The sequence below is a fragment of the Azonexus sp. MM2026_4 genome (genome assembly GCF_055901855.1).
In genome coordinates this window covers 3,292,884-3,308,626 of the sequence record NZ_CM148380.1, presented here as the reverse complement: position 1 = coordinate 3,308,626, position 15,743 = coordinate 3,292,884, and the positions used below count along the sequence as shown (strand labels likewise).

At 64.5% G+C, this 15,743-nt stretch carries 9 protein-coding genes; 2 read left to right on the top strand and 7 right to left on the bottom strand.

Translation table 11 applies throughout. The annotated features are described in order from the left end of the window. Position 1: 1 nt before the first annotated feature. Positions 2 to 1,780: an acyl-CoA dehydrogenase C-terminal domain-containing protein gene (locus AC0KWY_RS15540; RefSeq protein WP_474026394.1), complete on the bottom strand. Its 1,779-nt coding sequence runs from the start codon at positions 1,778 to 1,780 to the stop codon at positions 2 to 4. 284 nt (positions 1,781 to 2,064) lie between these two features. On the opposite strand from AC0KWY_RS15540, the gene AC0KWY_RS15535 reads away from it, so the two are divergent. Together AC0KWY_RS15535 and AC0KWY_RS15530 are read left to right on the top strand one after the other, a co-directional pair. Then, the gene (locus tag AC0KWY_RS15535) at positions 2,065 to 4,095 is read left to right on the top strand and encodes a PAS-domain containing protein (protein ID WP_474026393.1); all 2,031 of its coding nucleotides are present in this window, start codon (positions 2,065 to 2,067) and stop codon (positions 4,093 to 4,095) included. Next, on the top strand, positions 4,092 to 4,826 hold the full coding sequence (locus AC0KWY_RS15530; protein WP_474026392.1) for a response regulator transcription factor: 735 nt from the start codon (positions 4,092 to 4,094) through the stop codon (positions 4,824 to 4,826). The genes AC0KWY_RS15535 and AC0KWY_RS15530 overlap by 4 nt, the downstream gene beginning before the upstream one ends. A gap of 49 nt (positions 4,827 to 4,875) precedes the next feature. Here the strand turns inward: AC0KWY_RS15530 and fusA are convergent, their stop codons facing one another. The 6 genes from fusA to gltB form a co-directional block, all read right to left on the bottom strand. Beyond that, positions 4,876 to 6,927 (bottom strand): elongation factor G, encoded by a 2,052-nt coding sequence (gene fusA, locus AC0KWY_RS15525; protein WP_474026391.1) that lies wholly within the window; start codon positions 6,925 to 6,927, stop codon positions 4,876 to 4,878. Between the two features lie 33 nt (positions 6,928 to 6,960). Further along, complete coding sequence (locus tag AC0KWY_RS15520; protein WP_474026390.1) at positions 6,961 to 7,284, bottom strand: hypothetical protein; 324 nt, start codon at positions 7,282 to 7,284, stop codon at positions 6,961 to 6,963. Further along, a complete protein-coding gene (gene glmU / locus AC0KWY_RS15515; protein WP_474026389.1) occupies positions 7,284 to 8,642 on the bottom strand; it encodes a bifunctional UDP-N-acetylglucosamine diphosphorylase/glucosamine-1-phosphate N-acetyltransferase GlmU in 1,359 nt (452 codons plus the stop codon). Before glmU ends, AC0KWY_RS15520 begins: the two co-directional genes overlap by 1 nt. A gap of 41 nt (positions 8,643 to 8,683) precedes the next feature. Beyond that, the gene (locus AC0KWY_RS15510) at positions 8,684 to 9,328 is read right to left on the bottom strand and encodes a YEATS-associated helix-containing protein (RefSeq protein ID WP_474026388.1); all 645 of its coding nucleotides are present in this window, start codon (positions 9,326 to 9,328) and stop codon (positions 8,684 to 8,686) included. A 154-nt stretch (positions 9,329 to 9,482) separates the two neighbouring features. Beyond that, entirely contained in the window at positions 9,483 to 10,952 is a 1,470-nt protein-coding gene (locus tag AC0KWY_RS15505) for a glutamate synthase subunit beta (protein ID WP_474026387.1), read from the bottom strand. Continuing rightward, a complete protein-coding gene (gene gltB, locus AC0KWY_RS15500; protein ID WP_474026386.1) occupies positions 10,952 to 15,589 on the bottom strand; it encodes a glutamate synthase large subunit in 4,638 nt (1,545 codons plus the stop codon). Before gltB ends, AC0KWY_RS15505 begins: the two co-directional genes overlap by 1 nt. Positions 15,590 to 15,743 lie beyond the last annotated feature (154 nt).

Below are 15,743 nucleotides of genomic sequence, written 5' to 3'. Positions count from 1 at the left end.
CTCAGAACAAGTCTTCGGCGAGACCGAAGACGGCCTCGGCACCACCCATCACTTCCGCCGCGTAGGCGGCCGCGAACGGCAGCTGGTGCGTCGCGAAATACTCGGCGGTCGCCAGCTTGGCCCGGTAGAACGGGTCGCTGTCGCCGGCCGAGATGCGCGCAGCGGCAACGCCGGCCGACTTGGCCATCAGCCAGCCGCCGGCGACGATGCCGGTCAGCTTGAGGAAGGGCACCGAACCGGCATGCACTGCCTGCGGCTTGTCGTTGTAGTTGGCGAGAATCCAGTCGGCGGCGGCAGTCAGCGCCGCGGCACCGTTCTTCAGGTTGGCGGCAATGCCGGCCAGGCTGGCGTTGCCGGCGAGTTCGTCGGCGGTGGCGTTGATCTCGGCGAGCATCGCCTTCATGCCGGCACCCGGCACCTTTTCGCGCGCCAGCTTGCGGCCGACCAGGTCGTTCGCCTGGATCGCCGTCGTGCCTTCGTAGATGGTGGTGATCCGGGAATCGCGGTAATACTGCGCGGCACCGGTTTCCTCGATGAAGCCGACGCCACCGAAAACCTGCAGCGCGTTCGACGACAGCTCGACGCCCTGCTCGGTGCTCCAGCCCTTGACCACCGGCGTCAGCAGGTCGATGCGCGCCTGCGCGGCGGCGTCGCCGGCGTGCGCCTTGTCGATCTGGGCGGCGGCGTAGTAGGCCAGGGTGCGCATCGCTTCGGTGCGCGACTTGACGTCCATCAGCAAGCGGCGGACATCGGGATGATGCAGGATCGGCTTCTTCTCGCCCGACTTGTCGCCGACGATGGCGCCCTGGATGCGTTCCTTGGCGTACCACAGCGCATGCTGGTAGGCGCGCTCGGCGATGCCGACGCCTTCCAGGCCGACGTTGACGCGGGCGTGGTTCATCATCGTGAACATGTAACCGATGCCCTTGTTCTCTTCGCCGATCAGGTAGCCGACGGCGCCTTCCTTGTCGCCGTAGGACATCACCGCCGTCGGGCTGCCGTGGATGCCGAGCTTGTGTTCGAGCGAGGCGCAGATCAGGTCGTTGCGGGCACCGAGCGAGCCGTCGTCATTGACCAGGAACTTCGGCACCAGGAACAGCGAGATGCCCTTCAGTCCCGGCGGCGCGTCCGGCAGGCGGGCGAGGACCAGGTGGATGATGTTTTCGGCGCAGTCGTTTTCGCCCCAGGTGATGAAGATCTTGGTACCGGTGACCAGGTAGGTGCCGTCGTCGAGCTTCCTTGCCTTGGTGCTGATCGCCGCCAGGTCGGAGCCGGCGTTCGGCTCGGTCAGATTCATGGTGCCGGTCCACACGCCTTCGACCATCTTCGGCAGATACTTCTGCTTGAGTTCGTCGGAGGCATGGTGGTTGATCGCCTCGATGGCGCCGCCGGTGAGCATCGGGCACAGCGCGAAGGCCATGTTGGCCGACTTCCACATTTCGTTGACCGCCATCGTCACCGCCGCCGGCAGGCCCTGGCCGCCGAACTCCGGCGAGAAGGGCATGGCGTTCCAGCCGGTCTCGCAGAACAACTGGTAGGCGTCCTTGAAGCCGGGCGAGGTGGTGACCACGCCGTCCTTGACCACGGCGCCCTGATTGTCGCCATTGCGGTTGATCGGATCGAGCACGCCGCTGGCGAACTTGGCCGCTTCTTCAAGAATCGATTCGACCAGGTCGACGGAGCATTCCTCGTTGCCCGGCAAGGCGCAGATCTCGTCGAGACCGGCGATATCCTTGAGAACGAACTGCATGTCGCGCAGCGGTGCGGTGTAAGTACTCATTCACAGCTTCCTTTCAGACAAGACGGCGCCCGCGAGCGGACGCCAGGCGGCCCGCCGCGGCGGGCATGACGATGACGCTTCTGATAAGGATGGCCGGACCTGCCGGCCCGGCCAATCTCCTCGCTTTTTACTTCTTAATACCTGCCAGAGTGCTGTTCTCCTTAACGGCCGGTATCCTTCTTGTGGGCCGTAGCATTACAGAACACTCTTGCACAACTATTGGCGCAATGTAACGAATCATTGCATTGTCGTTCAACCGTGGCACCTTGCTCTAGAATCCCGCGATGCCTCATGCTCCCCTCCCCGCCGACCAGTCGAACCGGCTCGCCACGCTGCAGGACGGGCTCGACCTGCTCGACCAGGGGATCAGCGTCTTCGACCGCGACCTGCGGCTGGTCGCCTGGAACCGCCCCTTCCTCGAACTGCTCGGTTTCCCGGACGAACTGGGGCGGGTCGGCACGCCGTTCGCCGACTTCATCCGCTACAACGCACAGCGCGGCGAATACGGCCCCGGCGATGCGGAAAGCCAGGTCGCCGAGCGCGTCGCCGAAGCCCGCCACTTCGTCGCCCACGTCAGCGAACGCCGCCGCCCCAACGGCCGCCTCCTGCTGCTGCGCGGCGAGCCGCTGCCGCACGGCGGCTTCGTCACGCTGTACAGCGACATCACCGAACAACGCTACCTGGAGCAGTTGAGCGAGCACCAGAACCTGCAGCTCGACGAACGCGTCCGCCGCCGTACCGCCCAGCTGGAAAACGCCAACGCCAACCTGCGCCAGGCCAACGCCGAGAAGGAGCGGATCGCCGCCGCGCTCGGCCGCAGCGAGGCCCGCCTGCGCCTGATCAACGACACCATCCCGATCCTGATCGGCTACGTGGACCGCCAGGAAATCTACCAGTACGGCAACAAGGGCTACGCCGACTGGTACTGCCTGCCGGAAGGTAGCGTCACCGGGCGCTCGGTACTCGAGGTGGTCGGCCCCGAAGTCTATGCCCAGGTCGGCGAGCAGGTGCGGCGGGCGCTGTCCGGCCAGCGGGTCAGCTACGAATACCGGATGTTGCGCCACGGCCAGACGGTCTTCGCGCACAGCACGCTGGTTCCTGAAATCGGCAGCGATGGCGACACCCACGGCTTCTTCGTCTTCTCGCACGACATCACCGAGCAGAAGCGGATGCAGACGGCGCTGCTGCAGGCGCAGAAGATGGAAGCGATCGGCCGCCTGACCGGCGGTCTGGCGCACGATTTCAACAACCTGCTGACGGTGATCATCGGCAACCTGGCGGCGCTCCAGGACCACCGGCCGGACGACCCGGGGATCGCCGATTTCGTCAGCCCGGCGCTGCAGTCGGCGCGCCGCGGCGTGCAGTTGATCCGCCGCCTGCTCACCTATTCGCGGCAGCAGCCGCTGGAGCCGCAGGCGGTCGACATCGGCCAGTTGATCGGCGACCTGGCGCGACTGATCCGCCGTTCGCTGCCGGAAAACATCGCCGTCGATTGCCGCAACGCCGACGGCCGGCTGTTTGCCCGGGTCGACCCGGCACAACTGGAAAGCGCCCTGCTCAACTTCGCGCTGAATGCCCGCGACGCGATGCCGCAGGGCGGCCGGCTGACGATTTCCGCCGACCTCACCGAACTACCGGCCGACGCCCCGGAAACCGCCGAATTCGACGTCGCGCCCGGCAACTACATCGCCATCGCGGTCGCCGACGACGGTTGCGGCATGGACGCGCACACCCTGGCGCACGCCTGCGAACCCTTCTTCACCACCAAGCGCCTCGGCCTCGGCAACGGCCTCGGGCTGGCCATGGCGCAGGGCTTCATCCGCCAGTCGGAAGGCGGCATGCGCATCCGCAGCGAACCGGAGCGCGGCACCCAGGTCGAGATCGTCCTGCCGCAGACCGCCGCGCCCGCCGCCCGGCAGGCCGCCGACGACGCACCGCTGCCCGGAGCCGGCGGCGACCTGGTGCTGCTGGTCGAGGACGACGAGAACGTCCGCCGCGTCGTCCGCCAGCAACTGATCGACCTCGGCCACCCGGTGATCGAGGCGGAAAACGCCGGCCAGGCGCTCGACATGGCACGCCACATTCCGGACATCGCGATCGTCGTCAGCGACGTGCTGATGCCGGGCGAACTGAACGGCCGCCAACTGGCGCGACAGTTGCGGCGGGAATATCCACCGCTGCGCATCGTGCTGATGAGCGGCTACACCGAAGACGAGGACGCGCGCGGCCGGGACTTTCCCATTCTGGCCAAGCCCTTCCTCAGGCAGGAACTGGCGCGTGCTCTGCAACGCGCCGCGGGCGAGGAGACCCCATGAAGGAGCAGGACAGCGGCAAACTGATCGCCATCGTCGAGGACGACCCCGACGTCGCCCGCATCATCGAACAGGTACTCGCCGATTTCGGCTTCCGCACGCTGTGGTGCCGCAGCGGCGGCGACCTGCTGCGCCGCCTGCGCAACCTGTCGCCGGCACTGTGCATCATCGACCTCGGCCTGCCCGACATGGACGGCATCGAGGCCATGCAGCGGGTGCGCGCACAGACCGCCTGCGGCATCATGATCCTGACCGGCCGCGCCCATGTCAGCGACCGCGTCATGGGCCTCGAACTGGGCGCCGACGACTACGTGCTGAAGCCGTTCGAGCCGCGCGAACTGGTCGCCCGCGTACGCAGCATCCTGCGCCGCCGCGAGAGCGCCAGCGAACAGACGCCCAGCCAGGTCGCCCATTTCGGCGGCTGGCGCTTCAACCTGGCGAACAACACGCTCGGCGCGCCGGACGGCAACGAACAGGTGCTGAGCACGGCGGAAGCCGAACTGCTCAAGGTCTTCGTCAGCCACCCGAACCGCATCCTGCAACGGGAGAAACTGATGGGAACGCGCGACATCGGCCCCAGCGACCGCGCCATCGACGTCCGCGTTTCCCGCCTGCGGCGCAAGCTGGAGCCGGACGCCGAAAGTCCCTCCTTCATCAAGACTGTCTATGGCGCCGGTTACCTGTTCCTGGCCGCCGTCGAGTGGCACGAGACCGAAGCCGGCACCGGCCACTGAAAAGGCAAGGGCCGCGACGCGGCCCTTGCCAAACAACGATAGCGGGCACTCACTCTTCGTCGTCGTGGAGCTGGAAGCGGCTCGCCAGTTGCTGCTGGACATTGGGCGGCACCGCCGCATAGCGCGCGAAATCGATCGTGTAGCTGCCCTGACCACCGGTCAGCGACTTCAGCCGCGACTGGTAGTCGTCGAGCTCGGCCAGCGGCACCTCGCCGCTGATCGCGGCAAAACCGTGACCGCGCCCGTCGGTACCGGTAACGTGACCGCGGCGGCCGGAAAGATCGCCGGCGAGATCGCCGATGGCGTTCTCCGGGGCGACGATCTCGATGCTGACGATCGGTTCGAGGACGATCGGCCGCGCATTGCGGATCGCCTCGATCACCGCCTTGCGACCAGCGATGGTGAAGGCGACTTCCTTGCCGTCGACCGGATGGGTCTTGCCGTCATAGACGGTGACGCGCAGGTCCTGCACCTCGTAGCCGGCGACGACGCCACCGACCAGCGCCTGGCGCACGCCCTTTTCGACCGCCGGCATGAAGACGCCGGGAATCACGCCGCCCTTAACCGCATCGACAAACTCGAAGCCCTCGCCACGCGCCCGCGGTTCGATGCGCAGATGCACCTCGCCGAACTGGCCGGCGCCGCCCGACTGCTTCTTGTGCCGGTACATCGCCTCGGCCGGCGCGGTGATCGTCTCGCGATAGGGAATGCGCGGCGGCTTGGTATCGACTTCCAGCTTGTACTGGCCGAGCATGCGCGCCAGCTTGGCTTTCAGGTGCATGTCGCCGAGGCCCCGGATGACGGTTTCGTTGCTGCTCGGGTGACGTTCGATGACGAAGGTGGGGTCTTCCATCGCCAGCTTGCCGAGGATGTCGAAGAGGCGCTGCTCGTCGCCCTTCTTTTTCGTCTCGACCGCCAAGCCAGCCATCGGCCTGGGAAAGTCGAGTGGCACCAGGTGAATGTGGTCTTCGTCGTGCGAATCGTGCAGCACGCAATCGAACTCGATTTCCTCGACCTTGGCAACGGCACCGACCTCGCCCGGCAGCAGCGCATCGACCTCGACCGTGTCCTTGCCCTGCAGGCGGTAGAGGTGGGCCACCTTGAACGGCCGCTTGCTGTCGCCGACAAAGAGCTGCATGTCCTTCTTCACCGTCCCCTGATGGACGCGGAAGACGCCGATCTTGCCCAGATAGGGATCAACGACGACCTTGAAAACATGGGCCAGCACGTGCAGTTCGGGATCGGGCTGGGCGGCGAAGGCGGCGCTCTCGCCGCCCGGCTCGCCCCGGTAGAACGGCGGCGGGTTACCTTCGGCGGGATTCGGCGCCAGCGACGCCAGCACGTGCAGCAATTGCGCTATGCCGGCGCCGGTCTTCGCCGACGTGAACAGGATGGGAATCAGGTGACCGGCGCGCAGCGCCTTCTCGAAGGGGGCGTGCAGGTCGCTTGCCGAGGGGTCGGTACCTTCGTCGAGATAGCGGGCGAGCAGGTCTTCATCTTCTTCGACGATCTGATCGATGAGCGCCCGGTGGGCGGCGGCGACCGACGCGAAATCGGCATCGCCGGCGTCGTGTTCGAGGACTTCGACGACATCGGCAGCGGCATGCGCCGGCAGGTCGAGGACCAGGCACTGGCTGCCGAAGCGCTCGCGAATCTCGGCGACCAGGCCGGGCAGGTCGAGGTTGTCGGCGTCGATCTTGTTGACCACGATCATCCGGCACAGGCCGCGCTCGCCGGCCAGACGCATCATCCTTTCGGCGGTCAGCTCGATGCCGGCCTGGGCGTTGATCACGACCAGCGCGGTATCGGCGGCGGCCAGCGCGGCAATCGCCTGACCGGCGAAATCCGGGTAGCCCGGGGTATCGACGGCGTGGATGGTAATGCCTTCGTGGCGGATCGAAAATACGGCGCTGCTCAGGGAATGACCGGCTTCCTTTTCCTGCGGGTCGCTGTCGCAAACGGTACTACCGCGCTCGATGCTGCCCTTCGCCGCGATCGCACCGGTCGCGTAAAGCAGGGCCTCGGCCAGCGTGGTCTTGCCGGCGGCACCGTGGCCGACGAGGACGACACTACGAAGGGATTCACTGGTGAACTTGGACATCTTCTTCTCCCTGAGCAAATTGTCGGTACAACGCTAACGCATTTTTGCCGCCTCGACCATTTCGGCGATCAAACGCCCTGCAAAATAAGGACCAAAAGCGAGAATCAGGATGCCGGCCGCGGCCAACAGGGCGAGCGCTGCGATCAACTGGTAGCGCGCCCGGCGGAACTCGTCGCCCTGGGTCCACGCGAACCACAGCGGTCCGACCACCGGCAGCACGACGACCGGCAGCGCGATGCGCCAGCCGAAGCTGAGCGCTGCCGGCAGCGTATTGATGTAGCCGACCAGCAGCAGCGTGCCTCCGCCGGCCATGAGCAGCGAACTGACAATCGCGAAAGCGACGAACCAGCCATCCATCACTTCTTCTCCTTGACCGGACGCTTCCAGCCGGCCAGCGTGATCTGCTTGGGACGCGAAATGGTCAGCGCGTCGGCCGGCGCGTCCTTGGTCAGCGTCGTGCCGGCGCCGAGGGTCGCCCCGCGGCGGACAGTCACCGGCGCCACCAACTGGGTGTCGGAACCGATGAAGACGTCGTCCTCGATCACCGTCTTGAACTTGTTGGCACCGTCGTAGTTGCAGGTGATGGTGCCGGCGCCGACGTTGACCCGCTGGCCGATCTCGGCGTCACCGATGTAGGCCAGGTGATTGACCTTGGATTGCGCACCGACCGTGCTCTTCTTGATCTCGACGAAGTTGCCGACATGGACCTCGGGTCCGAGCTCGGCACCCGGCCGCAGACGGGCATAGGGACCGAGCACGCCGTCGGGACCGATCACTGCATCCTCGAAATGGCAGAAGGCGGCAATCCGCGTCCCGGCGCCGACCTTGACGTTCTTCAGCACGCAGTAGGGACCGACCTCGACCGCATCGCCCAATTCGACCTGACCTTCGAAAACGCAGCCGACATCAATCGCCACGTCGCGCCCGTGGGCGAGCTGGCCGCGGACGTCGATACGCGCCGGGTCGGCCAGGCGAACGCCGGCGACCAGCAACTGGTCGGCGATGTTGCGCTGATGCTGGCGTTCCAGCTCGGCCAGTTGCACCTTGCTGTTGACCCCGAGCACTTCCCATTCGCCGTCCGGCTGCGCGGTGCGCACCGGCAGGCCTTCCGCCACCGCCAGCGCGACGACGTCGGTCAGATAGTACTCGCCCTGCGCATTGTCGTTCTTCAGGCTGGACAGCCAGTCGGCCAGCCGCGCGGTCGGCATCGCCATGATGCCGGTGTTGATTTCGCGGATCGCCTTCTCGGCCTCGCTCGCATCCTTCTGTTCGACGATGCGGCAGACCTGGCCGCGCTCGTCGCGGACGATGCGGCCGTAGCCGTTGGGATCGGCAAGATCGACGGTGAGGATGGCCAACCCGTCGCGACCGGCCTGCAACAGGCGCTTCAGGGTCGCCAGCGAGGTCAGCGGCACGTCGCCATAGAGGACCAGCGTCTGCGCGCCGTCGCCCAGTTGCGGCACGGCCTGCGCCAGCGCGTGGCCAGTGCCCAGTTGTTGCGCCTGTTCGGCCCACAGGATGTCGGGAGCGGAGAGCGTCGAACGGACGACTTCGCCGCCGTGGCCATAGACCACGATCAGCTTTTCGGGCGCCAGCTCGCGAGCGGTGTCGATGACATGACGGGCCAGTGGCTTGCCGGCGATCGGGTGGAGAACCTTGGGCAAATTGGAATGCATGCGCTTGCCTTGACCGGCAGCGAGGATGACGATGTTCATGATGGTTTTTTCAGGTGATGGCCGGGACACCCGGCCTTGTCTCAGGCGAGTTTCTTGTCCTGGTGGTTGCCGACGATTTCCTCCAGCACCGCTTTGCCACGCGAGGAGACGAACCAGTGCAGGACGTTCTTGTCGTTGATCCGGGTTTCGATGACGCCCAGCGTCTTCATCACGGTCAGGCGCTGGCTGACGTATTCCCGGGGTAGCCCCGTGCGTTCGCAAACGGCCGCCAGATTGCCGTAAACGAATTTCTCCTGGGCGAGCGCCCGCAATATCTCGACGTCGTTGTAGGAAAGCACTTCGCTGGGATTGGCCTCGCTCCCTTCCTTCACCGCCGGCAGAGCGTCGCGCGCCTGCTTGAGATGGCCGACTTCGTCGCGAACCTGTTCGATCTGACCGAGCAGACGCTGGGCGAGGTTTTCGAAAAGACGGCGGGAAGCGACGACGTAGATCAGGCAGAAGCCGGCGAAGACGTAGAAATCGACCGGCTTGTTGCGCGCCCCTTCGAGCAGCGTGCTGGAAATCATGTTCAGGAATAGCGGAACGGTAAGTGCGGCGATCACGCCGAATACCGCATAGCGAGTCCAGTTGCGCCGGTTCTGCTCGCTCGCCTTTTCAGCGAGGAAAAAATTGGCGGTTCCGCCAAGAATACCGGCCAGCACCATGATCGCCAGGATCAGAAACATGTGTCCGCTGAGCAGCGGACCGGGCAAATCGATCTGAAATGCCTGTTGCAATTCCGACGCCATTATTTCTCCCTTTTTGTATCCCCATATTTTTGCACAAACAAAAACCCCGCGGGTCGAAACCGGCGGGGTTTTGCGTTCTCTTCACCCGACTTCAGCGAGGCAGGCTGGTCGATCCCATCAGGAAAGCATCGACTTCGCGAGCCGCCTGGCGACCTTCGCGGATCGCCCAGACCACCAGCGACTGACCGCGCCGTACATCACCGGCGGCGAAAACGCCGTCGACGCTGGTGCGGTAGCAGCCATCACCGTCGGTGCTGGCGCGGGCGTTGCCGCGGGCATCCTTGGCGACGCCGAAGGCATCGAGCAGGCCGCCCACCGGATTGACGAAGCCCATGGCCAGGAAAGCGGCGTCGCACGGCAGTTCGAACTCGGAACCAGCGATTTCACTCATCTTGCCGCCGACCCATTCGACACGCACGGCCTTGAGTGCCTTGACGTTGCCTTGACCGTCTTCGATGAATGCCTTGGTGGCGACTGCAAACTCGCGATTGGTATCGCCTTCCTTGTGCGACGACGAGGTCCGCATCTTCAACGGCCAGTACGGCCAGGTCAGCGGCTTGTCTTCCTGCGCCGGCGGGGCCGGCATCAGCTCGAATTGGGTGACCGACGCCGCACCGTGGCGGTAGCTGGTACCGACGCAGTCGGAACCGGTGTCGCCGCCGCCGATGACGATGACGTGCTTGCCCTTGACGCTGATCGGATTCTTGACCCCTTGCTGGACTTCCTTGTTCTGCGGGATCAGGAACTCGAGCGCCGCGTAGACGCCCTTGAACTCACGCCCCGGCACCGGCAGGTCGCGCGGCACTTCGGAACCGGCGGCGAGGACCACAGCGTCGAAATCCTTCTTCAACTGCTCGGCGGAAACCGTCTCGGTAGCATCGTTGTTGATGCCGGCCGGGATGGCCTTGTCACCGACGATGACCTTGGTCCGGAAAACGACGCCTTCGGCTTCCATCTGCGCCACGCGGCGGTCGATCACCGACTTGTTGAGCTTGAAGTCGGGAATGCCGAAACCGAGCAGACCGCCGATCCGGCTCGACTTCTCGAACACGGTGACGTCGTGGCCGACGCGCGCCAGTTGCTGGGCAGCGGCCATGCCAGCCGGCCCGGAGCCGACGATGGCGACCTTCTTGCCGGTCTTCGCCTTCGGCGGCTGCGGCACGACCCAGCCCATTTCCCAGCCCTTGTCGATGATGAAGTGCTCGATCGACTTGATGCCCACCGGCGCCGCGTTGATGCCCAGCGTACAGGCAGCTTCGCAGGGTGCCGGGCAGATGCGGCCGGTGAAATCGGGGAAGTTGTTGGTGGAATGCAGCACTTCCAGCGCCTGCTTCCAGTTGCCCTTGTACACCAGGTCATTCCAGTCCGGAATGATGTTGTTGACCGGGCAGCCATTGTTGCAGAACGGAATGCCGCAATCCATGCAGCGCGCGCCCTGCGTCTTGGCAGCGTCGTCCGACAGGGTCTGGACGAATTCCTTGTAGTGCGTCAGACGCTGTTCGACCGGTTCGTAAGCCTCTTCCAGGCGTTCGAACTCCATGAATCCCGTCGGCTTGCCCATTATGCGGCCTCCTTGCGTGCAGCAGCGGCCATCTCGGTGAGCGCCCGCTTGTATTCGTGCGGATAGACTTTGACGAATTTCTCGCGGTAGGCGTCCCAGTTTGCCAGGATATTTTTGGCGGTCACGCTACCGGTGTATTCGACGTGGCGGGTCAGCAGCTCCAGCAACTGGGCTTCGTCGGCCAGGCCGCGATGCAGGGGCTCGCCGGCGGCGTGGCGCGCAGCCGGCAGGACCTTCTCGAGGGCCACCTGGGCCAGGTTGCAGCGCTGCTTGAACGTACCTTCCTCGTCGAGAACGTAGGCGATGCCACCGGACATGCCGGCGGCGAAGTTGCGCCCGGTCATGCCTAGGACGACGACGGTACCGCCGGTCATGTATTCGCAACCGTGATCACCGACGCCTTCGACCACCGCCGTTGCGCCAGAGTTGCGGACGCAGAAACGCTCGCCGCCGACGCCAGCCAGGAAGGATTCGCCTTCGGTCGCACCGTACATCACGGTGTTGCCGACGATGATGTTCTGCTGCGTATCACCGCGGAAATCCGGGCTCGGCTTGATGATGATGCGACCGCCCGACAGGCCCTTGCCGACGTAGTCGTTGCCTTCGCCGCTCAGTTCGAGCGTCACGCCGCGCGCCAGGAAGGCGCCGAAGGCCTGGCCGGCAGTACCGGTCAGCTTGACGTGGATGGTGTCGTCCGGCAGGCCGGCGTTGCCGTAGCGGCGGGCGACTTCGCCCGACAGCATGGTGCCGCAGGTGCGGTTGACGTTGATGATCGACGTTTCGATCTGGACCTTCTGGCCCTTTTCCAGCGCCGGACGGGCCTGTTCGATCAGCTTGTGATCGAGCGCCTTCTCGAGACCGTGATCCTGAACTTCGGTGTGGCGACGCGACACCTCGGCGGGGACCGGCGGCTGATAGAAGACCTTCGAGAAGTCGAGACCCTTGGCCTTCCAGTGTTCGATGCCGGCGCGCATATCGAGTAGATCGGCACGGCCGACCAGGTCATCGAACTTGCGAATGCCCAGTTGGGCCATGATTTCGCGTACTTCCTCGGCAACGAAGAAGAAGAAATTGACGACATGCTCGGGCTGACCGGTGAAGCGCTTGCGCAGCTCCGGATCCTGGGTGGCGACGCCGACCGGGCAGGTGTTCAGATGGCACTTGCGCATCATGATGCAGCCTTCGACGACCAGCGGTGCGGTGGCGAAGCCGAATTCGTCGGCACCGAGCAGGGCACCGATGACGACGTCGCGGCCGGTCTTCATCTGGCCGTCGACCTGGACGCGGATACGCGAACGCAAGCGGTTCAACACCAGCGTCTGCTGGGTTTCGGACAGACCGAGTTCCCACGGCGTGCCGGCGTGCTTGATCGACGACTGCGGCGAGGCACCAGTGCCGCCGTCAAAACCGGCGATCACGACGTGATCGGCCTTGGCCTTGGCAACGCCGGCGGCGACGGTGCCGACGCCGACTTCGGAAACCAGCTTGACCGAGATCGAAGCCTGGCTGTTGGCGTTCTTCAGGTCATGGATCAGTTGCGCGAGGTCTTCGATCGAGTAGATGTCGTGGTGCGGCGGCGGCGAGATCAGACCGACGCCCGGCACCGAGTGACGCAGGAAGCCGATGTATTCGGAAACCTTGTGGCCGGGCAACTGGCCGCCTTCGCCGGGCTTGGCGCCCTGGGCCATCTTGATCTGGATCTGGTCGGCATTGACCAGGTACTCGGCGGTGACACCGAAGCGTCCGGAAGCGACCTGCTTGATCGCCGAGCGCAGAGAATCGCCTTCCTTGAACTCGTAATCGCGTTCGATGCGCGATGCGCCGACGATCTCGGACAGCTTCTGGCCGGCCTTGAGCGGCAGGAAGCGCTTGGCGTCCTCGCCACCTTCACCGGTGTTCGACTTGCCGCCGATACGGTTCATGGCGAGCGCCAGCGTGGTGTGCGCTTCGGTCGAGATTGAACCGAGCGACATGGCGCCGGTGGCGAAGCGCTTGACGATTTCCTTCGCCGGTTCAACTTCTTCCAGCGGCACCGGGGCGCCCTGCGGCTTGAATTCGAACAGGCCACGCAGGGTCAGGTGACGCTTGGTCTGATCGTTGATCAGCTTGGCGTATTCCTTGTAGGTTTCGTACTTGCCGGAGCGCGTCGAGTGCTGCAGCTTGGCGATCGAATCCGGCGTCCACATGTGCTCTTCGCCACGGATGCGGAAGGCGTACTCGCCGCCGGCATCGAGCATGCTGGCCAGGACCGGGTCGCTGGAGAAGGCGTCGCGATGCAGGCGGATGGCTTCCTCGGCGACTTCGAAGACGCCGATGCCTTCGATATTCGATGGCGTACCGGTGAAGTACTTCTCGATGAATTCCTTCTGCAGACCGATCGCTTCGAAGATCTGGGCGCCGGTGTAGGACATGTAGGTCGAGATGCCCATCTTGGACATCACCTTGCACAGCCCCTTGCCGATCGCCTTGATGAAGTTCTTGACGTACTTGTCGGCCTTCTCGGCGTCACCCTTGGCCAGCGCTTCGATGGTTTCCAGCGCCAGGTAGGGATGGACGGCTTCGGCGCCGTAGCCGCCGAGCAGCGCGAAGTGATGCACTTCGCGGGCGGAGCCGGTTTCGACGACGAGACCGGCGCTGGTGCGCAGCCCCTTCTTGACCAGGTGCTGGTGGATCGTCGACGTGGCGAGCAGCGCCGGGATGGCGACATGTTCGGCGTTGACCATGCGGTCGGAAACGATCAGGATGTTGGCACCGGAACGCACGGCATCTTCGGCATCGGCCGCCAGCGAGGCGAGACGGGCTTCGATGCCGGCCTTGTCCCAAGCCACCGGGTAGCAGATGTCGAGTTCGAAGGAGCGGAACTTGCCCGAGGTGTATTTCTCGATGTTGCGCAGCTTTTCGATTTCGGCGCAGGTCAGCACCGGCTGCGACACTTCGAGACGGATCGGCGGGTTGATGTCGTTAGTGTTGAGCAGGTTCGGCTTCGGTCCGATGAAGGACACCAGCGACATGACCAGCTCCTCGCGGATCGGGTCGATCGGCGGGTTGGTGACCTGCGCGAACAGCTGCTTGAAGTAGGCGTAGAGCGTCTTGTTCTTGCTCGACAGCACCGGCAGCGCCGAATCGGTCCCCATCGAGCCGGTGGCTTCCTCGCCATTCTGGACCATCGGCTCCAGGATGACCTTGATGTCTTCCTGGGTGAAGCCGAAGGCCTGCTGGCGATCGAGCAGCGAGGCGCGGGCGCCGACGCACTGTTCGTCGGCGGAAGGCACTTCGTCGAGCTTGATGCGGATCTTTTCGATCCACTCGCGGTACGGCTTGGCCTTGGCCAGCGAGTCCTTGAGTTCCTTGTCGTCGATGATGCGACCCTGCTCCATGTCGATCAGGAACATTTTGCCCGGCTGCAGGCGCCACTTCTTGACGATCTTCTTTTCCGGGATCGGCAGCACGCCGGATTCCGAGGCCATGACCACCAGGTCGTCGTCAGTCACCAGGTAACGCGCCGGCCGCAGGCCGTTGCGATCGAGGGTGGCGCCGATCTGGCGGCCATCGGTAAACGCCACGGCAGCGGGACCGTCCCACGGCTCCATCATGGCGGCGTGGTATTCGTAGAAAGCGCGGCGATTCTCATCCATCAGCGCATGCTTTTCCCAGGCTTCCGGGATCATCAGCATCACCGCCTGGGCGAGCGAGTAGCCACCGCCCATGACGAGCAGTTCGAGCGCGTTGTCGAAGGACGCGGAATCGGACTGACCGGGATAGTGCAACGGCCAGACCTTGGCCAGATCGTCACCGAGGATCGGCGAGGAAATCGCCTGCTCGCGGGCCTTGAACCAGTTGACGTTGCCACGCACGGTGTTGATTTCACCGTTATGGGCGATGTAGCGGAACGGGTGGGCGAGATCCCAGGTCGGGAAGGTATTGGTCGAGAAGCGCTGATGCACCAGAGCCAGCGCGGAAACCGTGCGCTTGTCCTGGAGGTCCTCGTAGTAGACGCCGACCTGATCGGCCAGCAGCAGGCCCTTGTAGTTGATCGTCCGCGCCGAGAACGACGGAACATAGAATTCCTGGCCGTGCTTGAGCTTGAGCGACTTGATCGCATTGGCGGCACGCCGGCGGATGATGTACAGCTTGCGCTCAAGCGCATCGGTAACGAAGACGTCCGGACCACGGCCGACGAAGACCTGGCGGATCACCGGCTCCTTGGCGCGCACGGTAGGCGACATCGGCATTTCGGCATTGACCGGCACGTCGCGCCAGCCGAGCAGGACCTGGCCTTCCGCCTTGATCGAGCGCTCGATTTCCTCGACACACGCGTGACGAGAAGCGGCTTCCTGGGGCAGGAAAACCATACCGACGCCGTATTCGCCCAGCGGTGGTAGTTCGACACCCTGCCGGGCCATTTCTTCGCGATAAAACTGGTCCGGTATCTGAATCAGAATGCCGGCACCATCGCCCTGCAAGGGGTCTGCGCCTACTGCGCCCCGATGATCGAGGTTTTTCAGGATCAACAAACCCTGCTCGACGATGCTGTGACTTTTCAGGCCTTTGACGTGGGCCACAAAGCCCACGCCGCAAGCGTCGTGCTCGTTGGCGGGGTCGTACAAACCCTGCCGCTCAGGTACAGCCGATTCCATCACACGCATTCCTTCAAATAATTTGGCCGACTTAACGGCCAATCATGAGAAAGCCGGGCTGGACAACGTCCGCACCGGCAAGCAAAACCCCACAGGCAACCGTTGATTTTAGCGGAAAAAGCCTTTTCAATTCAAGAAACTGTTTTGCACCAAC

Excerpts from the sequence above, each read along its gene's own strand:
- AC0KWY_RS15540 (WP_474026394.1), bottom strand. The coding sequence starts at position 1,780 with ATGAGTACTTACACCGCACCGCTGCGCGACATGCAGTTCGTTCTCAAG.
- AC0KWY_RS15535 (WP_474026393.1), top strand. The coding sequence starts at position 2,065 with ATGCCTCATGCTCCCCTCCCCGCCGACCAGTCGAACCGGCTCGCCACG.
- AC0KWY_RS15530 (WP_474026392.1), top strand. The coding sequence starts at position 4,092 with ATGAAGGAGCAGGACAGCGGCAAACTGATCGCCATCGTCGAGGACGAC.
- fusA (WP_474026391.1), bottom strand. The coding sequence starts at position 6,927 with ATGTCCAAGTTCACCAGTGAATCCCTTCGTAGTGTCGTCCTCGTCGGC.
- AC0KWY_RS15520 (WP_474026390.1), bottom strand. The coding sequence starts at position 7,284 with ATGGATGGCTGGTTCGTCGCTTTCGCGATTGTCAGTTCGCTGCTCATG.
- glmU (WP_474026389.1), bottom strand. The coding sequence starts at position 8,642 with ATGAACATCGTCATCCTCGCTGCCGGTCAAGGCAAGCGCATGCATTCC.
- AC0KWY_RS15510 (WP_474026388.1), bottom strand. The coding sequence starts at position 9,328 with ATGTTTCTGATCCTGGCGATCATGGTGCTGGCCGGTATTCTTGGCGGA.
- AC0KWY_RS15505 (WP_474026387.1), bottom strand. The coding sequence starts at position 10,952 with ATGGGCAAGCCGACGGGATTCATGGAGTTCGAACGCCTGGAAGAGGCT.
- gltB (WP_474026386.1), bottom strand. The coding sequence starts at position 15,589 with ATGGAATCGGCTGTACCTGAGCGGCAGGGTTTGTACGACCCCGCCAAC.